The organism is Parasulfitobacter algicola (genome assembly GCF_013315265.1).
Lineage (GTDB): Bacteria > Pseudomonadota > Alphaproteobacteria > Rhodobacterales > Rhodobacteraceae > Parasulfitobacter > Parasulfitobacter algicola.
This window is the reverse complement of record NZ_JABUFE010000006.1, coordinates 19,840-41,488: the sequence shown is the minus strand read 5'-3', so window position 1 is coordinate 41,488 and position 21,649 is coordinate 19,840. Positions and strand designations below refer to the sequence as shown.

General features: G+C 50.9%; 20 protein-coding genes. 10 read left to right on the top strand and 10 right to left on the bottom strand.

Features of this window, described 5'->3' with window-relative positions; all coding sequences use genetic code 11:
* The first annotated feature begins 13 nt into the window (after positions 1-13).
* The gene (locus HRQ87_RS11180; protein WP_174138333.1) at positions 14-1,183 is read left to right on the top strand and encodes an ABC transporter permease; all 1,170 of its coding nucleotides are present in this window, start codon (positions 14-16) and stop codon (positions 1,181-1,183) included.
* A gap of 76 nt (positions 1,184-1,259) precedes the next feature.
* Complete coding sequence (locus tag HRQ87_RS11175) at positions 1,260-3,344, top strand: dipeptide ABC transporter ATP-binding protein (protein ID WP_174138330.1); 2,085 nt, start codon at positions 1,260-1,262, stop codon at positions 3,342-3,344.
* Positions 3,345-3,507: 163 nt separating this feature from the next.
* On the opposite strand, the gene HRQ87_RS11170 is transcribed toward HRQ87_RS11175, so the two are convergent.
* Entirely contained in the window at positions 3,508-4,101 is a 594-nt protein-coding gene (locus HRQ87_RS11170; protein ID WP_174138329.1) for a lytic transglycosylase domain-containing protein, read from the bottom strand.
* Between the two features lie 126 nt (positions 4,102-4,227).
* On the opposite strand from HRQ87_RS11170, the gene ssb reads away from it, so the two are divergent.
* Complete coding sequence (ssb, locus tag HRQ87_RS11165) at positions 4,228-4,707, top strand: single-stranded DNA-binding protein (RefSeq protein WP_174138327.1); 480 nt, start codon at positions 4,228-4,230, stop codon at positions 4,705-4,707.
* A 48-nt stretch (positions 4,708-4,755) separates the two neighbouring features.
* On the opposite strand, the gene aroB is transcribed toward ssb, so the two are convergent.
* Together aroB and HRQ87_RS11155 are read right to left on the bottom strand one after the other, a co-directional pair.
* Positions 4,756-5,859: a 3-dehydroquinate synthase gene (aroB, locus tag HRQ87_RS11160; protein WP_174138325.1), complete on the bottom strand. Its 1,104-nt coding sequence runs from the start codon at positions 5,857-5,859 to the stop codon at positions 4,756-4,758.
* Positions 5,852-6,403: a shikimate kinase gene (locus HRQ87_RS11155; RefSeq protein WP_174138323.1), complete on the bottom strand. Its 552-nt coding sequence runs from the start codon at positions 6,401-6,403 to the stop codon at positions 5,852-5,854. Before HRQ87_RS11155 ends, aroB begins: the two co-directional genes overlap by 8 nt.
* Positions 6,404-6,556: 153 nt before the next feature.
* Here HRQ87_RS11155 and HRQ87_RS11150 point away from each other — a divergent pair, with 153 nt between their 5' ends.
* The 5 genes from HRQ87_RS11150 to HRQ87_RS11130 all read left to right on the top strand — a co-directional run bounded on the left by HRQ87_RS11150 (position 6,557) and on the right by HRQ87_RS11130 (position 12,227).
* A complete protein-coding gene (locus tag HRQ87_RS11150; protein ID WP_174138321.1) occupies positions 6,557-6,706 on the top strand; it encodes a hypothetical protein in 150 nt (49 codons plus the stop codon).
* A complete protein-coding gene (locus tag HRQ87_RS11145; RefSeq protein ID WP_174138319.1) occupies positions 6,696-8,216 on the top strand; it encodes a tetratricopeptide repeat protein in 1,521 nt (506 codons plus the stop codon). The genes HRQ87_RS11150 and HRQ87_RS11145 overlap by 11 nt, the downstream gene beginning before the upstream one ends.
* Positions 8,216-9,145, top strand: coding sequence for a site-specific tyrosine recombinase XerD (locus HRQ87_RS11140; RefSeq protein WP_174138317.1), 930 nt, complete (start codon positions 8,216-8,218; stop codon positions 9,143-9,145). The genes HRQ87_RS11145 and HRQ87_RS11140 overlap by 1 nt, the downstream gene beginning before the upstream one ends.
* 59 nt (positions 9,146-9,204) lie before the next feature.
* Positions 9,205-10,506, top strand: a complete 1,302-nt coding sequence (locus HRQ87_RS11135) for an HlyC/CorC family transporter (protein WP_174138315.1) — start codon at positions 9,205-9,207, stop codon at positions 10,504-10,506.
* Between the two features lie 119 nt (positions 10,507-10,625).
* Positions 10,626-12,227, top strand: a complete 1,602-nt coding sequence (locus HRQ87_RS11130) for a DUF4034 domain-containing protein (protein ID WP_174138313.1) — start codon at positions 10,626-10,628, stop codon at positions 12,225-12,227.
* On the opposite strand, the gene HRQ87_RS11125 is transcribed toward HRQ87_RS11130, so the two are convergent.
* Both HRQ87_RS11125 and HRQ87_RS11120 read right to left on the bottom strand, forming a co-directional pair.
* Positions 12,224-13,081, bottom strand: a complete 858-nt coding sequence (locus HRQ87_RS11125; RefSeq protein WP_174138311.1) for an MBL fold metallo-hydrolase — start codon at positions 13,079-13,081, stop codon at positions 12,224-12,226. The genes HRQ87_RS11130 and HRQ87_RS11125 overlap by 4 nt on opposite strands.
* On the bottom strand, positions 13,081-14,622 hold the full coding sequence (locus tag HRQ87_RS11120) for a helicase HerA-like domain-containing protein (RefSeq protein WP_174138308.1): 1,542 nt from the start codon (positions 14,620-14,622) through the stop codon (positions 13,081-13,083). Before HRQ87_RS11120 ends, HRQ87_RS11125 begins: the two co-directional genes overlap by 1 nt.
* Positions 14,623-15,024: 402 nt before the next feature.
* On the opposite strand from HRQ87_RS11120, the gene HRQ87_RS11115 reads away from it, so the two are divergent.
* On the top strand, positions 15,025-15,678 hold the full coding sequence (locus HRQ87_RS11115; RefSeq protein ID WP_174138306.1) for an invasion associated locus B family protein: 654 nt from the start codon (positions 15,025-15,027) through the stop codon (positions 15,676-15,678).
* A 57-nt stretch (positions 15,679-15,735) separates the two neighbouring features.
* On the opposite strand, the gene HRQ87_RS11110 is transcribed toward HRQ87_RS11115, so the two are convergent.
* The 5 genes from HRQ87_RS11110 to HRQ87_RS11090 are packed head-to-tail and all read right to left on the bottom strand — an operon-like array spanning position 15,736 to position 20,714.
* Positions 15,736-16,428: a class I SAM-dependent methyltransferase gene (locus tag HRQ87_RS11110; RefSeq protein ID WP_174138304.1), complete on the bottom strand. Its 693-nt coding sequence runs from the start codon at positions 16,426-16,428 to the stop codon at positions 15,736-15,738.
* Between the two features lie 60 nt (positions 16,429-16,488).
* Positions 16,489-17,703 carry a beta-ketoacyl-[acyl-carrier-protein] synthase family protein gene (locus tag HRQ87_RS11105; protein ID WP_174138302.1) on the bottom strand — a complete coding sequence of 405 codons (1,215 nt, stop codon included), beginning with the start codon at positions 17,701-17,703 and terminating at the stop codon, positions 16,489-16,491.
* Positions 17,700-17,957, bottom strand: coding sequence for an acyl carrier protein (locus HRQ87_RS11100; protein ID WP_174138300.1), 258 nt, complete (start codon positions 17,955-17,957; stop codon positions 17,700-17,702). Before HRQ87_RS11100 ends, HRQ87_RS11105 begins: the two co-directional genes overlap by 4 nt.
* Before the next feature lie 29 nt (positions 17,958-17,986).
* Positions 17,987-19,078: a UDP-3-O-(3-hydroxymyristoyl)glucosamine N-acyltransferase gene (lpxD, locus tag HRQ87_RS11095; protein ID WP_174138298.1), complete on the bottom strand. Its 1,092-nt coding sequence runs from the start codon at positions 19,076-19,078 to the stop codon at positions 17,987-17,989.
* Positions 19,079-19,109: 31 nt separating this feature from the next.
* Entirely contained in the window at positions 19,110-20,714 is a 1,605-nt protein-coding gene (locus HRQ87_RS11090) for a L,D-transpeptidase family protein (protein WP_174138296.1), read from the bottom strand.
* 320 nt (positions 20,715-21,034) lie between these two features.
* Here HRQ87_RS11090 and mepK point away from each other — a divergent pair, with 320 nt between their 5' ends.
* Positions 21,035-21,604, top strand: a complete 570-nt coding sequence (mepK, locus tag HRQ87_RS11085; protein ID WP_174138294.1) for a peptidoglycan L,D-endopeptidase MepK — start codon at positions 21,035-21,037, stop codon at positions 21,602-21,604.
* Positions 21,605-21,649 lie beyond the last annotated feature (45 nt).

The window sequence follows — 21,649 nt, the reverse complement described above, 5'->3', positions numbered from 1 at the left end:
AGGGACTGGACGTATGGAAGCGCTTAGCTGGCTGGAAATCATCACGCGAATGGCCGCACAGTTCACGCCCGTGTGGATTGCCCTGGCCGCCACATTTACAGTGTCGATCGTGCTGAAACGGCAATTGGGCCTTTATGGTAAGCTTTTTGACAGCTGGATCGGCATGATCGGCTTTGCACTGGTGATGTTCTGGGTGTTCTCGGGCGTCTTTGGCGCATTTGGCATGATCATGACCCATGATCCGTTGGGCCAGATATCATCATTGCGAAATGATCCACCTGGTGTTGCTTTGCCAAATCCGGGTGACGGGGTTTATACGCACTATCTTTTGGGGGGTGACTTGCTTGGGCGCGATGTGTTTTCGCGCATGATTGCAGGCAGTTGGACGGTAATCCTGATTGCACCTTGCGCTACGCTTTTTGCGTTTATGGTTGGTATCACGCTTGGTCTTCCTGCGGGATATTATAGCGGCTGGTTAGATACATTGCTGACGTTTCTAGCCAACCTGATCCTGGCCTTTCCGGTAATTTTGCTGTTTTACCTGTTGGTCACGCCCGAGATTATCCAATCCAGCCTGCCGCGCGTCATGGCGGGTGTCTTGTTTATATTTCCGATTGTCTTTTTGGTTATATTGTTCAACTCGCGCTTTTACACGCAGCCCGTTAAACGAAATATCCTGTTGGGTATCACTGTGATTTTTGGCGGATGGATCTATCTTGGAACTGCCTGGAACGCGGACCCGTTTGGCGTAATCGAATTCCCTGCAAATCTGCTGGTTGTTTTTGTGTCAGTCGTATTTGTGAATGCGCCCACGGTTTTCAGAATTGTGCGCGGGTTGGCGCTAGATATCAAAACACGTGACTATGTGGCGGCGGCGCAGACCCGTGGCGAAGGACCGTGGTATATCATGCTGTGGGAAATCTTGCCCAATGTACGTGGGCCGCTGATCGTCGATTTTTGTCTTCGGATCGGCTATACGACGATCTTGCTTGGTACACTTGGCTTCTTTGGCTTGGGTCTATCACCCGAAAGTCCCGATTGGGGGTCAACCATTGGGGCGGGCAGTGACCGGATATCCTTTTTCCCACATCCCGCACTGGTACCCGCCATTGCGCTTTTGACACTTGTGTTGGGATTGAACCTGCTGGCGGATGGTTTGCGTGAAGAAAGCCTGAAAGACTAATGAATATAACCCGCTTATCATGCCCTCACAGGCATTTGTCGCGTACCATCCAACTTTTTAGGGTAAGGAGAGACTGATGACCAAATGGGATTACGAAGGCCCCATTCTTGAAATCGAAAATCTGTCGATTTCCTTCTTTACCCGGCTACGTGAAATTCCGGCCGTTATGGACTTTTCCTGCACAGTTCAACCAGGCGAAGCGATGGGGCTGGTCGGCGAATCCGGTTGCGGTAAATCCACCGTTGCTTTGGGTGTGATGCAAGATCTGGGTGTGAACGGTAAAATCGTCAATGGAACGATCAAGTTCAAAGGCCGCGATCTGAATGAGATGAGCCAGGAAGAATTGCGTGATCTGCGCGGATCTGAAATCGCGATGATCTATCAGGAACCAATGGCCAGCCTGAACCCTGCCATGAAAGTCGGCAAACAGCTGATCGAAGTACCAATGATCCACGAAGGCAAGTCGCGTAAAGAGGCGTGGCAACTTGCCCTTGAAGTGGTCAGCGATGTGGGCCTGCCTGACCCTGAACGCATCATGAAAAGCTTCCCACACCAGCTGTCTGGCGGGCAACAGCAGCGCATCGTGATTGCGATGGCGTTGATGTCCAAACCGTCGCTGTTGATTTTGGATGAACCCACCACAGCGCTGGATGTCACGGTTGAAGCTGGAATCGTTGAACTGGTCAAAGGGCTCGGCAAGAAATACGGCACATCCATGCTGTTTATCAGCCATAATCTGGGGCTGGTGTTGGAAACCTGTGACAGACTTTGCGTGATGTATTCAGGCGAAGCGGTTGAAACCGGATCCATCGCGGATGTATTCGACAAGATGCAGCACCCCTATACGCAGGCGCTGTTCCGGTCGATCCCCCTGCCCGGCGCTGATAAAACGGCGCGCCCTTTGGTGGCCATTCCGGGCAACTTTCCCCTGCCCCACGAACGCCCACCCGGATGTAATTTCGGACCGCGTTGCGATTATTACGAGGAAGGTCGCTGTAACGCGCAGGAAATCCCTATGCAGACCGTGCCCGGCGATGATCGTCACGCAACGCGTTGTTTGAAATTTCAGGAAATTGACTGGAATGAATCCCCGGTGATAGGCGACGAAAAAGGTAAAGCAGAGGTTGGCGATGTGATCCTGAAAATGGATCAACTGAAAAAATACTATGAAATCAGCGGCAAAGGCATGTTTGGCGGCGGACAGGCGCGTGTTGTTAAGGCCAACGAAACCCTGACGTTTGAAGCACGAGAAAGCGAAACCCTGGCGATTGTGGGCGAATCCGGTTGCGGGAAATCGACCTTTGCCAAAGTCCTGATGGGACTTGAAACGGCGACCGAAGGTCAGATTTTACTGGATGATAAACCCATTCATGACATTGCAATCGAAAATCGTGATACGAAAACGATCGCAGATGTACAGATGGTTTTCCAAAACCCCTTTGATACCCTGAATCCCTCCATGACAGTGGGCCGGCAGTTGATACGGGCGCTTGAAATCTTTGGTGTTGGCAAGTCTGTTGCCGAACGTCGTGAACGTATGTTGAACCTGTTGGATCTGGTCAAACTGCCCCGTGCTTTTGCCAACCGCATGCCCCGCCAGTTATCCGGTGGGCAAAAACAGCGCGTCGGCATTGCCCGCGCCTTTGCAGGCGACGCGCGTATCGTTGTCGCGGACGAACCTGTGTCTGCGCTTGATGTATCGGTGCAGGCCGCAGTCACCGATCTGTTGATGGATATTCAACGCGAACATCGCACGACCTTGCTGTTCATCTCGCATGATCTAAGCATTGTGCGATATCTGTCTGACAGAGTTATGGTGATGTATCTAGGGCATGTGGTCGAACTTGGTACCACACAACAGGTCTTTGCCCCGCCTTATCATCCCTATACCGAGGCGCTTTTGTCTGCCGTTCCAATTGCCGATACGCGGATCAAGAAAAAGCGTATCGTGCTTGAGGGTGACGTACCATCCGCCGTGAATCCACCCTCCGGATGTCCGTTCCAGACAAGGTGTCGCTGGAAATCGCAGGTCGCGGGTGATTTATGTGAAACTGAAATGCCGCCCATGCAAATATTGGCCGACAATCATCAGATGAAATGCCATCTGTCGAAAGAGCAACTGGATGAAATGGAACCTGTGATCGAATTTCAGTCTGATTAGGGTATTCTTGCCCTTGCAGAACGCGCTGCTATTGGCCACCTGTCGGTCATGGGTAAAAAGCGACCAAAACAAAAACGGTTCCGAAGTGGTTGGTGGATATTTCCTACTGCTATCATCGGGTGCGGGTTTTGGGTGGCAATTATTATTTTTATTTTACAGTAGCTTATTGTCCGTAAATCACCTTGACGTAATTGCGGGTTTCACGAAATGGGGGGACGCCACCATGCTTTTTAACAGCCCCGGGTCCGGCGTTATAGGCAGCCAACGCCAAGCGCCATGATTTAAATTCGTTATATTGCATCCGAAGATACCGCGCGCCGCCATCAAGATTTTGGGCAGGATCTTTGGGATCGACGCGTAATTCACGCGCTGTTTGGGGCATCAATTGCGCCAATCCAATGGCCCCTTTGTGAGACCTTGCATTGGGTTTCCACGCGCTTTCCTGTTGAACAAGCCGCAGAAAAAGATCTTCGGGCACGCCATGTTTGCGCGCGGCTGCCCGGGCCATATCCAGATAAGGACCACGATACCGGCCAATATATCTGGGTGACGCGCCCAACCCTGTGGGGATCGTCACGCGCGGCGGCTGCAATCTGACCGAATTGGCATACTGCTTGGTGGCCCGGCGGTCCAGAACATCGGTTTGCGATTTGAAAAGACCCGCACGTGATTTAGAGGATAATGTAAATTCCTCGGATATCGCGACCCCGGCACTGATCAAATTGATACAAATAAAAACAGCAAACAATTGACGCATAATAATCCTCGTCTTTTGATTGGCTGCAATATATGCATTTTTACCTGCATGACCAGTCGTATATTGCGGCTTAAGAGCATATTTACGATACAGTCACAGAATTATGAGATTCGGCAGGAGGTTACGATGGCAGGTTCAGTAAATAAAGTAATCCTGGTGGGCAATTTGGGACAAGATCCCGAAGTGCGCACCTTTCAGAATGGTGGGAAAGTCTGCAATCTAAGCATCGCGACATCTGAAAACTGGAAAGACCGCAACACCGGCGAACGCCGCGAGCGGACAGAATGGCACCGCGTTGCTATTTTTTCCGAACCTCTTGCACGTGTCGCTGAGCAATATTTGAAAAAAGGATCCAAGGTTTATATCGAAGGCCAGTTGGAAACCCGCAAATGGCAGGATCAAAACGGTCAAGATAAGTATTCGACCGAAGTTGTGCTGCGGCCTTATAAATCAGAGCTGACAATGCTGGATGGCCGTGACGGCGGCGGCGGTGGACAGGTCAGTGATCAGTCCCGTGGATCAAGTTATGGCGGTGGGTCATCACAGGGTGATTATGGCAACCAACCCCCGGCAAATAACGATATTGATGACGAAATTCCATTTTAGGATGTGAAGCAGTCGGCGACGGGCTTGTTTGGCGCACCACAAGCCCGTCTAACGCGCGTCATTCAAGACCGCTTTTACAAGATCAGTGTCGACATTTGGCGTTACAAAGGCTTTGCCGATGCCACGGGCCAGAACAAACCTTAGCTGTCCATCAAGAACCTTTTTATCCTGCGACATCAAATCGATAAGATCATCCGTCGACGGCAACTCCCCTTCAATATCACGCAGATCAATCTTCATCCCAAGTGCGCGCAAGTGGGCCCGGACGCGACTTGGGTCTTCTTGACTGCAAAGCCCCATGCGCGCCGACAGATCAAAAGCCAACGCGCACCCCACAGCAACCCCTTCGCCGTGCAGCAAACGATCTGAATATCCTGTCGCGGCTTCAAGCGCATGGCAAAATGTGTGCCCCAGATTCAAAAGCGCGCGGTCCCTCAATTCGGTTTCATCGCGAACGACGATATCTGCTTTCATCTGGCAAGACCGTTTGACCGCCGCGATGCGCAAATTGATGTCACCCTCGGCCATTGCGGGGGCGTTTTCTTCCAGCCATTCAAAGAATGCCGCATCCCCTAAAAGCCCGTATTTCACGACTTCCCCATAGCCCGCCAGAAAGGCGCGCTTTGGCAATGTGTCTAAAATGCCGACATCGGCTAATACCAAAGACGGTTGGTGAAAGGCCCCGATCAGGTTTTTGCCATGCGGCGCGTTGATCCCGGTTTTACCCCCGACCGAACTGTCGACTTGCGCCAAAAGCGTTGTCGGCATTTGCACAAAACGCACACCACGGCGCAAAACAGCGGCCGCAAATCCAACCAGATCGCCAATCACACCGCCCCCAAAAGCGATGACGATATCGTTTCGTTCAACCTTTTGATCCAACAGCCATTCGACTGTGCGTGAAAATTGTGGCCAGCTTTTGGTCGCCTCGCCTGCGGGTAGGGCAAGCGATACGGTTTGGATACCAGCATCATTAAAGACGGCGCACAGCCTTGCCAGATACTGATCTGCGACAGTTTCGTCTGTTACGATAGCGACGCGGGATTGTGTCAATAGAGGCGTAATCCATTCTGGCGCGCGCGCCACGACATCTTGGCCGATCTGAATATCATAGGCGCGATCGCCCAAGGGAACGTGAACCGTCTCAATCATCATACATCTCCAACACATCGGGGCGTTTTTCTAAAACTATTTCAATAGCTTGGGCCATATCATCAATTTCGAATTCCGGGTCGGCAGGGACAGCCAAATCGGCTTTTTCGTAAATGGGCACACGTTGATCATAAAGATCAGACAACGTTGCATATGGGTCCGCTGTGCGTAGCAAGGGGCGCGTATCTTTGTGCCGCACACGCTGCCACAACAAATCCAAATCGGCATTCAACCAAATGGAAACACCCTTGGCTGAAATAATGTCGCGATTTTCAGATTTCAAAAATGCGCCACCACCCGTAGATAAAACACAGGGCGCATCGTTCATGAGCCGTTCGATCACTTGCGTTTCTTTTTGACGAAAAAACTCTTCACCATCGCGGTCGAAAATTTCGGCGATTGTCATGTTTGCGGCGGTCACAAGTTCTGCATCACTGTCTTTGAACGGAACATCAAGCCGGGTCGCCAATGCACGCCCCACTGCCGTTTTTCCAGCCCCCATCATACCAACCAAAACAACCGTTTTCTTCAATCTTCCGGCCACACAGCCCCCACTTTAATGTCGGCGCATGGCCGCTTACTGCTTGCATTGCTCATTCAATGGCGTGAACTTGCCGAAAAGACCATATATAAAATCAAATGCATAGATATCCGAAGAGATATCGCGCAGGGCAGGCAAAGGCGAAGGACAAATAAAATGGGGCGTATTTTTAAATACATTGGATATCTTGCAGTGCTGGGTTTTCTGGCATTGGTAGGCTATGCTTATCTTGGGCCGTATCTGGGTGCTGATTTCAGCCCTGATCAGGTCGAAGTGACAAAACCGGTAACATTGGATGTTGATTAGATTAACAGTTTTTACGGCACTATTCGGATCAACAGCGCTGGCAGAGGCACCTTTGTCTGCGATTGACTGGTTGTCGGACAGTCTTGCGATTTCGGTTGAACCACCTCTTGGCGGCGCCGAACCCCCTGTATCCGCAGGGGCCGGGATCGAAAATGTCAGTGTCATGCCACTAGATGTTCAAACCCCTGATGCTGTTGGCCTTTTACCCACATCCGTGACCGGTCTGCCCCCTGAACTATGGGGCAGCAGTGATGGCGATACACTGTCGCAATTGATTTTGCTGACCCCTGCCCCGCGATTGCCTGCCTTGCAGGATCTGATGAACATGCTGCTATTGGCCGAAGTTAATCCGCCAATGGATGCTGATTTTGAACCCAAGCTATTGCTGGCACGGATTGATGCCTTGCTAGACGTGGGCGCGATTGATGCGGCCAAGGCACTGCTGGAACGGGCCGATACAAAACAACCGGATCTGTTTCGCAGATGGTTTGATCTGGCTCTTTTAAGCGGAACCGAAGATGCCGCGTGCGAGGCATTGCGCGATAAACCCGGTCTAACCCCCAGCTTTTCAACGCGTATTTTCTGTTTGGCCCGCAACGGGGATTGGTCAGCCGCGGCTTTGACATTGGAAACGGGCGTGGCGCTTGGGCAGATAGATCAGGCCGAAGAAGATCTGATGGTGCGTTTTCTGGAACACGAAGAAACCGATCATATCATCGCTACACCGCCACCATCCCGGATTACACCACTGGAATTCCGCATTCGCGAGGCAATCGGAGAACCGCTTCCGACGACACGTTTGCCTTTGGCCTTTGTAGCGTCTGACTTGCGATCAAATACCGGCTGGAAAGCACAGCTTGAGGCCGCCGAACGGCTGGCCCGGGTCGGTGCAATTCCCGAAAATCAACTGTTAGGCATTTATTCTGACCGCAGGCCGTCAGCATCCGGCGGAATATGGGACCGCGCACGCGCAATTCAAAATCTGGACAAAGCTTTGACAGATCGAAACGCCAAGGCGGTTCAAAGCACCCTTTCAACGGCTTGGGCTGCTATGCAACAGGCTGATCTGGAAGTTGCCTTTGCTAATTTGTTCACCGACCAACTGATGGGTCTTAAAGTTGACAAACCAACAAAATCACTTGTCTTGCGTATTGCGTTATTGTCAGACAGCTACGAAGCCGCTGCAAATCAGATGGAAGACAACGATGCAGAAACGCGTTTTCTAAAAGCCCTTGCGCGGGGCGAACTGCAGACAGCTACGGCCCATAACACAACTGCTGCTGCGGTAAAGGATGCGTTTACAGATAACAGCCTACCTGAAAAATTCGTTCCGATGTTGCGCGAAAAGCGTATCGGCGAAGCTATTTTGCGCGCTATTGCCTTGCTTGATAAAGGCGCCGGCGGCGATATGGCACAGGTCACACAAGGGTTAAAGGTGCTGCGATCTGTTGGTCTTGAAGACACGGCGCGGCAAGCCGCTCTGCAACTGCTGCTGCTTGAGCGCGGATAATGACAAACCTGAACTGGATCGAAGCCTTTGTCCAAGCCCAGGCCGCAGAACTGGACGCATCGCATAACACGCAACTGGCCTATATACGTGATCTGAAAGATTTTTCTGAGTGGTTAGCGCAGAATAAAGTCACTTTTGCAACGGCCACCCGCGACCATGTCGAAGGGTATCTGATCCATTGCACCGCGCAAGGCCTTGCCAAAACCACACGTGCGCGCCGGTTATCATCAATCAAACAACTTTACCGTTTTACGTTCGAAGAAGGTCTGCGCGAAGACAATCCAGCACTTCAGATCAAGGGGCCGGGACGCGACAAGCGTTTACCTAAAACCCTTAGCGAACAGGATGTTGACCGCTTGTTGCAGGCAGCCAAGACCTTTGGACGCAATAAACATGACCAACTGCGCAACACATGCCTGCTTGAATTGCTTTATGCTACCGGTATGCGCGTAACTGAACTGGTATCATTGCCCATATCGGCGGTGCGCGGTGATCCAAGATTGATCCTGATCCGCGGAAAAGGCGGCAAGGAACGTATGGTGCCACTATCATCATCAGCACGAACCGCGTTGGCTGAATGGATCAAGACATGGGACAAAAAACAGGATCTGGCACGTGCAAAGGGTTTGCATGTTTCACCGTTCTTATTTCCATCAAGCGGCAAATCAGGTCATCTGACCAGGATCAGGTTTTATGTTCTGATCAAGGATCTTGCCGCTGCAGCTGGCGTCATGCCTGATCTGGTCACGCCTCATACTTTGCGTCATGCCTTTGCGACACATCTTTTGGCAAATGGTGCTGATTTACGGTCGATTCAAACACTTTTAGGGCACGCAGATGTGGCAACGACAGAAATATATACCCATGTTTTGGATGAGCGCTTAAAAGAACTGGTGTTGGATCATCATCCGCTGTCCAAGAAACGATAACAGCTTGATCCATCGCATCGCTCAGCCCATAAGACCTTAGAGTTTGAAAAAGTGACACCATGACCCCTACTGTTTTCGATACGGCTTTCTGGATCACCACCGGCGGGATTTTAGTTCTGTTGATCTTATCGGGCTTCTTTTCTGGATCAGAAACAGCCCTGACCGCTGCCTCACGGGGGAAATTGCGCGCGCAGGCAGACAAGGGCTCCAGAGGGGCCGAACGCGCGCTAAAAATAACCGAAGACAACGAACGTCTGATCGGGTCAGTGTTGCTGGGTAATAATCTGGTGAATATTCTTGCGGCTTCGCTTGCCACGGCGCTGTTTACCCGGGTTTTCGGCGAAAGCGGTGTGGCCATTGCGACATTGGTCATGACGCTGCTAGTGCTTGTTTTTGCAGAGGTTTTACCTAAAACCTATGCCATCACTAACGCTGAAACAGCGGCATCAAAGGTGTCCCCGGCGATATCAATTGTCATCATGGTTTTCGCCCCGGTCGTATCGGCTGTGCGCGTTTTGGTCGGTTCTATCCTGGCGCTTTTTGGGGTAAAGACAGACCCCGACAGTCACATTCTGGCTGTGCGTGAAGAAATTGCAGGTGCTTTGCAGTTGGGGCACTCTGAAGGTGTCGTTGAAAAAGAAGACCGCGATCGAATTTTAGGCGCACTTGATCTAAGTGATCGTACGGTCGAAGAAATCATGTTGCATCGTTCAGGCATTGAGATGATCAATGCCAATGACAACCCTGAAAAAATCCTGTCGCAATGTTTGGAAAGCAATCATACACGTCTTCCCATTTATCGTGATGATCCCGAAAACATCATCGGCGTTATCCATGCAAAAGATCTGTTGCGCGCGATTGACAAGTTGATCCGCGGTCCGGATGCGTCTCACAACGCTTTGGAATCATTTGCAGTTACAGATGTCGCCATGACACCGTATTTTGTGCCTGAAACTACAACGCTTGATGATCAAATGCGTGAGTTTTTGCGTCGTAGCACACACTTTGCGCTGGTTGTGGATGAATACGGTGCGCTGCAAGGTCTGATTACACTAGAGGATATTCTGGAAGAAATCGTTGGTGAAATCACTGATGAATTTGACCCGGATGCCGAACAACCTGTTCTGAAATCATCCGATGGTCATTTCGTGATTGATGGATCGATGACGATCCGCGATCTGAACCGTGCAACCGACTGGAACTTGCCCGATGACGAGGCGAATACAGTGGCTGGCCTTGTCATTCATGAGGCACAGATGATCCCCACCGTTGGTCAGGTGTTCAGCTTTCATGGCTTCCGGTTCGAGGTCGTCGCACGTGATGCAAACCGACTGACACAACTTCAGATACGCCCGCTTTAATGGAATTTGGGTCAATTGCTATGTGCTTTTTGTACATAACGTGCTGCCAATTTCATCTTTCGGTTTAATCAGCGACAGATAACTTATCCCCTGTGGAACCGTCGAGGAACAAACAATTTATGAAGTATTTTCTTTGTACATTTTTAGCCTTTTGTCTTCCGGCCTATGCCAAGGTCGATCTGAATGAATTTCGCCGTATGATCGATGCCAAGGATTTTGCGGCCCTTGAACGATCTATCGGTGAACGTCACGAAAATGCGTTGAAAACAGGCAACAGCATCGACTTGTGGAAAATCTATGGGACACTTTTCCAAACAACCCACCCCCAAAGGCGCGCTGCTATTCAGGAATGGACGAACGCTTATCCGACATCTGCTTATGCGCATTCTGCGGCGGCCTGGATGTATGTAAAGTCGGGTTGGTTGTATCGGGGCGAAAGAATTGTATCTGAAACATCGCCCGAAGCAATGCGCGCCTTTCAATTCAATATGAACAAAGCCAACGAGCATACTTTGACAGCTTATGAACAGCTTCCAACGTTCATTCCTGCTAGCGATGCCGTTTTTCTGATGCAGCAGATTGGGCAACAGCGTCGCAACCCCGAGCCAGTGCTTGACGTTGTTTTGGACTCAATTCCGAACAGCCGTTCCGTCGCAAAAGCGGTCAGTGTGATGGCGCCGGAATGGGGTGGGTCACGCCGTAAACAGGAACGTTTGTGTAATATCTATGCTGTGGAAGTCAGTGGCTATAACGCCGAAATTTGCAAAGTTAGCCTGTTCTTTGCGAAATATGGTATCTACTATTTCACCATAAATGCCTCTAAAAGAGAAATAGCGCAAATAAAGACAGTGCTTGAAAAGTATGCGGATGCGCCAGAACTGGAATACTGGCGATATGTTTTCAGCCTTGCGACAGACAGAAGCTTTGAAAATTTGCGGCGATTGCAGAAGCTGCATTTTGATGAAAATTACGGAATACATGACCACGAATATTACGCTGGAAATGGTATGAGGTATGCACGTATCGACAGGGATCCGCAGGTCATTGTTCAATCATACCTGAACCTTAAGGACTATGCAGATCAAATCTTAAAAGATGATCCGCTGAATTATGAATGGCTTGAAATTGCCATTCTTCACGAACTCGAATTCAGGCACTTGGATCATTATACAGGTATCAGTGTTAGCGAAACTATTTTGACAGATGGTCAACTGAAGCAGTTAAGACGTATGTGGTATGACGCTATGGTTTATGGCCGCTTTGACAGTGATATGTGGATCTTAGGCGGGCAGCTTGCAACAGTCAGAACGGATTTTCATGATGTGAAGTCTAAACAGATTTTCACGCAAAACCGACTGTATTATTCGGGTCATAACCTTGACACCACTTTGGAATATCTGGCGCAAATTAATCTAATTCACAAACAACTTTCCAATCCAGAGTTAACCTATGATAAGCTGTCAAGCTCGCGCGAAGATGCGATTGAAACCGCCGAATGCGATATTGTTCGCGCTGTTCGTATTGTCGAAAAACGATGTAGTGAAATGAGTTATGCAAATTGCATTGGGACAAATAATCATGGGCGGACATTTGAGCAAGGCCAGCAGATCAGCCGGAAATCCACTCAATGTCTGACAGAACACCGCATGCCCCTTGATGCTATTTTATATGAGCCGGTGCCATTTGATCAGATCGATTTTCAAGCGATGGGATGGCCTTAGTCAGGCGCCAGATCAATCCTGCATCCATCGTATCCGACTGTCACTTCACCATTCCAGACGGTCTTGATCTGCGCAATGAAATCTGCGGGGCTATATTGCGGGTCATCGGCGGGGATCAGGTGGTTCAGGCACAGATGTTTGACATTTGCATCACGGGCGATGCGGGCAACATCAGCGGCAGCGGTATGACTTGCCAACAAGTGCTGTTTCAGACGATCCGCATTTCCGGTGCGCGCCACCAAAGCATCAACAGCCTCCAATAACATTGCTTCATGAACCAAAACATCAGCGTTTCGGGCAAATTCAGCAAGGGACGGAAAATAGGCGGTGTCAGCCGAGAAGACGACGCGTATATCATCCGCTTCAAACCGCAGTGCAAAGCAGTCCGTAACCGGCGGATGGTCAACGCGCAATGCATCAACGTTTATCCCGCCAATATCTGGCAGTGACCCTTGCGTAAAGATTGACACTTCGATCAGCGTATCCAAGGGAATGCGCCCTTCGTCGCGAACGCGAATATCATTATCAAACGTCATGGATTGCAAGAAATGATCAAGATAATCATTGGTCCCAACCGGGCCGAAGACCTGGATTTTGCGCTTCAATCCGGTGGTCCAGGCCGTGTGCAACAACGGCCCAAGTTCCAATATATGATCGCTGTGCAGATGCGTGATAAAAATCGCATCGACATCCATCAGGGTCACACCTGCGTTGACAATTGCGCGGGTCACGCCAATGCCGCAGTCAATCACTATGACCTGATCCGCGATGCGCAACAACGACGATGTCGGCATCGAACCACCTGTACGTACGGCCGGGCCGCCCTTGGTGCCCAGTAGAAACAGGTCGTTCATCAACGCCCCTTGAATAACCCACCCAGAATACCGCGAACGATACGGCGACCTGTGGTGCCTTTGAGTTCTTTGATGACCATGCCCGTCATTGCGGCCCCGAAGCTTTCGGTTTTACGTGTCCGGCGCGATGTGGACCGGCTGACTTTGGTCCCGGAGTAGCGGCGCGCGGCGCGATATTCGCGTTCGGCCACAGCCAGTTCTTCTTCCTTGGCTTCGGCGGCTTCGGCTTCTTTCGCGGCGACCTCGGCGCGTTTTTTCAACATCTCAAAGGCTGAGGCACGATCTATCAGCGCCTCGTATTTGCCTGCGATGGGCGACATCGCAATCACGCCCTTGCGTTCAAGATCGGAAATCGGCCCAAGCTGTGAAGATGGCGGGCGGATCAGCGTACGTTCGACTAAGCCGGGCACGCCTTTTTTTTGCAACATCGATGTCACAGCTTCGCCAACGCCAACCTCGCGGATCGCCTGTTCGGTGTCGAAACGTGGATTTTCGCGATAGGTTTCTGAGGCTGCGCGCAATTGCTTTTTGTCTTTTGCAGTAAAAGCGCGCAAGGCATGCTGGATCCGATTACCAAGCTGGCCCAAAATATCTTCGGGCACGTCAGCCGGATTTTGTGTGATGAAATAGACACCAACGCCCTTGGACCGGATCAGCCGCGCGACCTGTTCGACTTTATCAACCAGTGCTTTGGGGGCGTCTTCGAACAGCAAATGCGCTTCGTCAAAGAAAAACACCAGTTTGGGCTTATCGGGGTCGCCTACTTCGGGCAATTCTTCGAACAGTTCAGATAGCAGCCACAACAGGAAGGTCGCATAAAGCCGCGGGGCACCCATCAACTGATCCGAGGCCAGAATGTTAATCCGCCCCCTGCCCTGATCATTGGTCATCATGATGTCAGCCAGTTCTAATGCAGGTTCACCAAACAACTTGGCCCCGCCTTGATTTTCCAGCACCAGAAGCCGGCGCTGGATGGCCCCGATCGACGCTTTGGATACATTACCATAACGTAAACCAAGATCGCCGCCGTTTTCACCAACCCAAACCAACAACGCCTGTAAATCTTTTAGATCCAAAAGCGGCATGCCTTCTTCATCAGCCACACGGAACGCGATGTTCAAAACCCCTTCCTGCGCCTCGGATAGCTCAAGCAGACGTGATATCAGAAGCGGACCCATTTCGGCGACAGTCGTGCGGACCGGATGACCCGATTGGCCAAACAGATCCCAAAATGTGACGGGGAAATCCTGATAGTTGTAATCGGTAAAACTAATTTTTTCCGCGCGACTGGTAAAGGCATCATGCAGCTTGAAATCAGCACTACCTGCCTTGGCAAGGCCAGACAAATCGCCCTTCACGTCAGATAGAAAAACAGGGACGCCGGCGTTGGAAAAGCTTTCCGCCAAAATCTGAAGCGTGACCGTTTTGCCAGTTCCCGTTGCCCCGGCGATAAGGCCATGACGGTTTGCATAGCTAAGTTTCAGTGCCTGCGGTTCGGTATACCCTTCGCCACCCCCACCGATAAAAATATCATTAACCATGTCTGCCCTTTCTCGTTACCCACATTCCCCAAGGTCACCATAGGGGGCTTCGGTTTTTTGCACCAGTCATGATGCACATTCAGTAATCAATCAGCGTCAAAAAATATGCATTGATCATAACTTGAACCCCAATACGTTAACGTTTTAAAGAAAATTGTTCCGATGCAAAAACGTGAACAGATCGTTATTGACGTAGATCATGAAACTTCATAGCGTACCCTCAATAAGAAGTCGGCCAGTCCGACGGGGAGAGACTTTAGTCTGAAAAAGGGTTCCTTTGGGGGGACCCTTTTTTCCATGAATCACGGCGGTTTTATGCTGTGTTTGACGGCATACGGGACTGACACCGTAAGATCGACGTGTTAACGACGATGTCAAAGATCAAAACAAGCAGGATCACCAATGTCCGATATTTTAAAAACGTTTTGCGCCGTGACTTTAGTTGGGCTCGCAGCACCGGTTTTTGCCCAAGACACCACGAATGAGGCCGAGCCGCCAGCCCAAGAAGAAGCCGCACCGACTGAGGCCCCACAGCTTGAGATGGGCGAAGATGTCACAAATGAAATTCGCCCCGGTCAACGATTTATTCGCGAAGAATTCAGCGATTGGAAAATTCGGTGCACGCGTCTGCCTGATGGTCGGGATGGTTGCGAAATGCACCAGCTATTGATGGACAGCGAAGATAATCCCGTGGCCGAGCTGAACATTCTGCCATTAGCCGAAGACCAGCGCCCTGCCCGTGCCGCCGTTAACTTTCTAGCGCCCCTTGATACGCTGTTGACCGAACAAGTTACGCTGACCATCGACAGTGGGACCGCACGCCGATATCCTTTCAGACAATGCGCTGAAATTGGTTGTCTGGCGCAGTTCGGCGTAGATGAGAATTACGTGAATAACTTCAAACGGGGCGGGCAAGCGCGGATCAGAATTGTTCCTGCCCTTGCGCCGGATCAGAATGTGGTTTTGACTGTCTCCCTTAACGGGTTCACAGCCGCCTTTGACGCGCTGGATCAGGCAAATGAAGAAGATCCACAACCTGCGACAATTCCCGAATAGTTTTTCGATAACAGAATAAAAAACGCCGCCCAGTTGAATTTGAGCGGCGTTTTTTTATTAGTAATCTTCACGGTAATAGATATCCCGCCCGATATCGATGCATTCGTAATTTTCGGGAATGGGATGCAGCGCACGCAAAAGTGCGTGCTTATAAGGAAAGAAGTTGAAGTGCGGATTAAAGGTATAAAGTGCCTCGCGTTCGCGGGGAACAACGATGATCAGGCGCTTTTTCGCAATTCGCCGTAGTTCAGCCAATGCCACGCGGTATTCCAAGATATGTTCGATGACGTGGGTGCAAATCACGGTATCGAACGCGTTATCCTCAAACGGTAAATCTTCGATTCGGGCGGCGACATAGTTCACGCGATCCAGAGCCTTGGCGTCTTCGATCACGAAATCAACGCCTGTCATTTCTTTGATATCATTGCGTTTTTCTGCGACGCGCAACAACAGCGCACCTGTTCCACAGCCGACATCACATACGGTGTCCCCGACAATATCCTGGGTGATTTTATCGATGCAGCCTTGCGAATTGTCTGTTTCATCATGAACCCGTGGATGGTCGCGATAGAGGGTTTCGTATTCTTCGGGTGTCAGAAACGGGGCGTTTTGACGAAACTCGGCAAGCCGCGTAATGTGTTCACCCCAAACCCGTTTAGCCAAAAACAGATACATCTTTGTGTCCCGCAAAGCAGGTGGAAGAATTTCTTCCAGCACATATCGAATACGGTTGGTTTGTTCGCGGTTCATGAAACGGTGATCCTGTTTAACAAGCAATTCTGAAAGGGTGTATCACCAGTTTTAATTTAGTCAAACTTTGCGCAGGGCAAGAACGGCGTTCAGGCCGCCAAAGGCAAAGGCATTTGACAGAACGGCCGATACTTTGACTTCGCGCGCCTCGTTCGGGACAACATCCAGTGCGCATTCTGGGTCGGGCTCTTCGTAACCGATTGTGGGCGCGATAATCCCGTCGCGCAAAGCCATGACGCAGGCCAAAAGTTCAACGGCACCAGTTCCACCAATCAGATGACCATGCATGGATTTTGTGGATGATATCATCAGTTTATCGGCATGTTTTCCAAAAACATCCGCCACAGCAGCGCATTCGGTTTTGTCGTTAGCAGCAGTTCCAGTGCCATGGGCGTTGATATAGCCAATGTCTTCGCGGTTTAACCCTGCATCCCTTAACGCGCCACTTATTGCACGCCCTGCCCCCTGTTTTGACGGCATCACAATGTCCGATGCATCCGATGTCATCGCAAAGCCCACAACTTCGGCCAGAATATCAGCACCGCGGGCTTTGGCATGATCATAGTTTTCAAAAACGAAAACAGCTGCTCCTTCGCCCTGAACCATGCCGTTGCGGTTGGCGGAAAAGGGGCGGCATGCGTCTTTGGACATCACACGCAGTCCTTCCCAGGCCTTCACACCGCCAAAACACAGCATTGATTCCGATCCACCCGTGATCATCGCCTTGGCCATACCGCTGCGGATCATGTGAAAAGCTTGCCCCATCGCGTGATTGGACGATGCACAGGCCGTAGCAACGGTGAACGTGGGGCCACGCAGGTTATATTCCATCGACACGTGACTGGCAGCCGCATTGTTCATTAACTTAGGAATAACAAAGGGATGCACGCGGTTTTTACCATCTTCATAGACGGATCTGTAATTGTCATCCCAGGTGTTCACGCCCCCCGCAGCTGTGCCAAGAACGACGCCGGTTGTATCAGATAACTCACCACTGAAATTGATGCCGGACTGGTCAGTTGCTTCTTTCGCCGCAAGCAACGTAAACTGTGTGAAGCGGTCGTAAAGCACGATCTGTTGGCGGTTAAAATGCGTGGTTTCATCATAGTCACGCACCTGCCCGCCGATCTTGACGCCTAGCCTGTCGACATCGCGAATATCCAGCGGGCCAATCCCACAACGGCCTTCGCGCATCGCCTCAAGCGTGGTGGCTGCATTGTGACCAAGTGCATTGATGGTTCCTACGCCGGTGATGACAACGCGGTTTTGGGTCATGCCTGTTCAGAGACAAGGGTTTCAACAGCCTTGACGATCGATGCCACAGACGAAATATCGAATTCGCTTTCGCCGGGTTCATTCGCATTAAATGGCACCTGGATATCAAATTCTTCCTCGATGGAAAAAATGCTTTCGACCAGCCCCAGACTGTCGATGCCCAAATCTTCAAGCGTGCTGTCCATTTTGACGTCCTCGACATCCAGAACGGCTTGCTCAGCGATGATTTTCATGACGCGATCTTTGACGCTCATCTTACTTTCCCCATCCATCTGCCAAAGATTTAGTCATTCTGTTCAGGCTTTGAAACCGCTTTCTTTAAGTCCGCGACATCACGGAAAAGACGCGATAGCCTGCGCAGACCTTTATAGGCTTCTACATGAGTTTCCATCTTCATAGCCGGGTACCCAAGCAGCACGCGCCCGGCAGGCGCATTGGTGAAAATCTTGGTCGCCCCGCCTGCGATAACGTCATCCCCAACAAAAATATTGTCGTTCACACCGCACTGCCCGGCCATTACCACGCGGTTGCCGATGGTCGATGATCCCGCCATGCCCACCTGTCCGCAGATCAGGCAATCTTCGCCGATCTGAATGTTGTGACCGATATGAACAAGGTTATCCAGCTTGGTACCACGCCCGATTTTCGTCGCACGGATCGTACCTCGGTCAATGGCTGTATTCGCGCCGATTTCCACGTCATTCGCAATTTCAACGGTGCCAAGGGAATGAATGCGCGTCCAGCTTTGCGCCTTAGCATCCTTTTGATCGCCCAAGGTTTCACGTACGTTTTCAACACCGGATTTTTCCGGTGTAACAAAAGAAAACCCGTCTGATCCGATCACAGCGCCCGGTTGCGCGATAAACCGGTCGCCGATCTGAACCCGTGCACCGATTTTCACACCTTGCAGGATCATGGCGTCATCACCAATCACTGTCGCCTCGGAAATAACTGTGTGTGCGGCAATGCGGGCGTTGTCGCCGATTGTCACATCGCGACCGATCACAACCAGTGGGCCAATTGCTGCGTTTGCGCCAATATGTGCAGACGGATCAATAATAGCAGAGGGATGAATACCTGTGGCTATGTCTGGCCCCGCATCCAACAATGTGGTTAATCCCGACATTGCATAACGTGGGCGTGGCACAAAGATCGCGGCATCAAGCCCCAGTTCCTGCCAATCGGCCCCGGCCCAAAGAATCGCTGCGCGCGCATGTCCTTTTGCAAGGCCTTCGCCATATTTTGGATCCATCGCCAATGCGATCTGTGTGGGACCTGCCATCGCGGGTTCTGCAGCACCTTCGATCAAAAGATCAACGGCGCCAAAGGCTTCCGCCCCAAGCGCCGCTGCAATCTGTTTGACAGTATGTGCCATGTGTTTTCCCCTGAATATCTCGGGGTGTGGCTTACCCCCGAACGGCGCGCAATGCTACCCCTTCGCGTTCAAGGGCGCGCCAGATACGCGCATCGCGACCATAAACGTCGCGACGAAAGTTGATAGGACCTTTGGCTTGCGTAAAAGCCGTACGGTACATGATGTGAACTGGGACTGGTTGCTTCAGATCAACCTGCACTTCCTTGCCTGTGCGCAATTGCGCTTTGAAGAAACCTTCGGGATCGTTGGTTTGCTTTGCCAACAGCGCATATGCAAAATCAAAGGGATCGCGCAGCCTAATACAACCATGACTATAGGCACGGGTTTCCCGATTAAATAGGTTTTTCGCAGGCGTATCATGAAGATAGATGTTGTACTGGTTTGGGAACATGAACTTGACCAGACCAAGCGCGTTACCCTGACTTGGGGGTTCGCGCATGGTATAAGGAAAGTTGTTTTCCGTATAATTTGCGAAGTCCGCTGTCGCGCGATTGACCCGGCGACCACGTGTATCGCGAATTTCCAAATGACGCACAGCGTTTGGATTTCGACGCAGTAGCGGCAGATATTCCTTGGTTGCGATGGATCGCGGCACATACCAGCTTGGGTTAATCACCATGAATTCCATCGTATCGGAAAATTCAGGGCTGCGTTGATCATCAACATTTTTGCCGATGACAGACCGGGTCGAAAATGTGACCTTGTTATTATCGATGATTTTGGCAGTAAAATCTGTCAGGTTGACCATGACATGGCGTTTACCACGATCCATGTTCATCCAGCGTTCCCTTTCCATCGCGACAATGACCGATTGCAAGCGTGCTTCAACCGGCTTGTTGATTTCAGACATCGTGCCCTTGCCGGCAACACCATCAGTGCGCAGACCATGGTCACGTTGGAACAATGCGACAGCCTTGCGAATGTTGTCGTCGTACGTCTGTGTTGACGACCGACGGATATACCCCATGGCCCGCAACCGATCACGCAATGCCACAACCTGAGCACCCGTTGCACCGGGTTTCAATTCCCGCGCACGAACTTCGGGGCCCCACCCGCCGCGTGCCAAAAGGCGTTCAAGACGCATCTTTTCCTTCATAAGGCGTGTGTATTCGGGGTTTCGAGGGGGAAGTGATTTGATAAAACCATTTGCTGAGCTTTTCGAAAAAGCTGTCAGCGTCGCAGTACGATCGCGATAGGGTATCTTGCGAACGATGCCGCTGTCCACACGCGATGGGACTAATACACCGGTTTGAATGTCACGTGCATAGTCAAGAAACATCTTGCTAAGCTGCACTTCGATCTGTGCACGTTCGCGGACTGTTTTAGCGCCACGCAAATTAGACAGGATTGTGTCAGCCTTGTAACTTTCTGCAGGCAAACCGTGATCATCTGCGGTCTTTAACGCTTTCAGAAAAGACTGTCTGCGTTGCCGGTCTTTTGACGACGATCCGGTCCAAATTGGTTCATAATTCCGCGATTTATAAAATTCGGCAATACCGCGGTCACTGGCAGCGGCTTCCGCCAGTGCCTGACGTGCCTGCAAATTCTGCGATGCGGCGGGAATTCCAGTTAAAACAACAAAAAGCAATGCGATGATTGCAAAAATTGATGAAGGTCGGGGCTGCGAAATAAGCATCTCTGGCCTCTGTTTAAAGTTTCGTTTATCTGATCAGTTCATGTTTTGTTACACGGATTGATGCAAGTCCATTCACAATCGTGCGCTTGCGCCAATAATCTGTAATCCGGTGCACTTGCACCACGGCGTTTACTTTAAGGCAAGAAAAATTAGGGCTTTTTTAGCAAAATTTTGCCAATTTTCATGCTTATACAAGGTTAACAGCTAATCAGGGGTTGGTTGCTGATTCGAGATATGGCATACCATATGCAGGGGATGACCAGGCAGGGGCACGCGAAACGCGGGCCAAAACACTAAGAAACGGGACGGGCGTTTGGGACATGACAATATCTGGCTCTAGGGGCTTAACACGACGTGGGCTCTTGGGTGCGTTTGCAGCAACTGCGGTGACTGCAGCACCTACTTACACAATGGCGGCAGGTTTTCTTCGCGGTGCTGGCGATGTGCGCAGATTGCGTATGCATTCTGGCAGAACCGGCGAAAGCATCGACATTCTTTATTGGATCGATGGAAAATACGTTCGCGAAAGTCTGAAAGAAATCAATTATTTCATGCGCGACTGGCGTCAGGACAGTACCACCTCTATCGATACCCGTACCATTGATATTATGGCCGCGTCCCACAATCTGCTTCGTGCGGATGAACCTTATCTGTTACTCTCTGGATATCGCACCCCGCAGACCAATGCGATGCTGCGATCCCGTTCAGGTGGCGTTGCCAAGCAATCACTGCATATGAAAGGCCAGGCGGCCGATCTACGGATGAATTCGAAAAGCGTCACCGAAGTTGCACGTGCCGCAGCGGCCTGTGCCAGTGGTGGTGTTGGTCGATATTCAAAATCAAACTTCGTCCATATGGATTGCGGTCCAATTCGGACATGGGGGCGTTAACCGTCTTTTTTCCCAAACTCTATTCTGAAATCGCCCCTTAGGCGG

Excerpts from the sequence above, each read along its gene's own strand:
- HRQ87_RS11140 (WP_174138317.1), top strand. The coding sequence starts at position 8,216 with ATGACAAACCTGAACTGGATCGAAGCCTTTGTCCAAGCCCAGGCCGCA.
- HRQ87_RS11110 (WP_174138304.1), bottom strand. The coding sequence starts at position 16,428 with ATGAACCGCGAACAAACCAACCGTATTCGATATGTGCTGGAAGAAATT.
- HRQ87_RS11130 (WP_174138313.1), top strand. The coding sequence starts at position 10,626 with ATGAAGTATTTTCTTTGTACATTTTTAGCCTTTTGTCTTCCGGCCTAT.
- lpxD (WP_174138298.1), bottom strand. The coding sequence starts at position 19,078 with ATGGCACATACTGTCAAACAGATTGCAGCGGCGCTTGGGGCGGAAGCC.
- HRQ87_RS11150 (WP_174138321.1), top strand. The coding sequence starts at position 6,557 with ATGGGGCGTATTTTTAAATACATTGGATATCTTGCAGTGCTGGGTTTT.
- HRQ87_RS11175 (WP_174138330.1), top strand. The coding sequence starts at position 1,260 with ATGACCAAATGGGATTACGAAGGCCCCATTCTTGAAATCGAAAATCTG.
- HRQ87_RS11180 (WP_174138333.1), top strand. The coding sequence starts at position 14 with ATGGAAGCGCTTAGCTGGCTGGAAATCATCACGCGAATGGCCGCACAG.
- mepK (WP_174138294.1), top strand. The coding sequence starts at position 21,035 with ATGACAATATCTGGCTCTAGGGGCTTAACACGACGTGGGCTCTTGGGT.
- HRQ87_RS11100 (WP_174138300.1), bottom strand. The coding sequence starts at position 17,957 with ATGAGCGTCAAAGATCGCGTCATGAAAATCATCGCTGAGCAAGCCGTT.
- ssb (WP_174138327.1), top strand. The coding sequence starts at position 4,228 with ATGGCAGGTTCAGTAAATAAAGTAATCCTGGTGGGCAATTTGGGACAA.
- aroB (WP_174138325.1), bottom strand. The coding sequence starts at position 5,859 with ATGATTGAGACGGTTCACGTTCCCTTGGGCGATCGCGCCTATGATATT.
- HRQ87_RS11105 (WP_174138302.1), bottom strand. The coding sequence starts at position 17,703 with ATGACCCAAAACCGCGTTGTCATCACCGGCGTAGGAACCATCAATGCA.
- HRQ87_RS11125 (WP_174138311.1), bottom strand. The coding sequence starts at position 13,081 with ATGAACGACCTGTTTCTACTGGGCACCAAGGGCGGCCCGGCCGTACGT.
- HRQ87_RS11145 (WP_174138319.1), top strand. The coding sequence starts at position 6,696 with ATGTTGATTAGATTAACAGTTTTTACGGCACTATTCGGATCAACAGCG.
- HRQ87_RS11090 (WP_174138296.1), bottom strand. The coding sequence starts at position 20,714 with ATGCTTATTTCGCAGCCCCGACCTTCATCAATTTTTGCAATCATCGCA.
- HRQ87_RS11120 (WP_174138308.1), bottom strand. The coding sequence starts at position 14,622 with ATGGTTAATGATATTTTTATCGGTGGGGGTGGCGAAGGGTATACCGAA.
- HRQ87_RS11135 (WP_174138315.1), top strand. The coding sequence starts at position 9,205 with ATGACCCCTACTGTTTTCGATACGGCTTTCTGGATCACCACCGGCGGG.
- HRQ87_RS11115 (WP_174138306.1), top strand. The coding sequence starts at position 15,025 with ATGTCCGATATTTTAAAAACGTTTTGCGCCGTGACTTTAGTTGGGCTC.
- HRQ87_RS11170 (WP_174138329.1), bottom strand. The coding sequence starts at position 4,101 with ATGCGTCAATTGTTTGCTGTTTTTATTTGTATCAATTTGATCAGTGCC.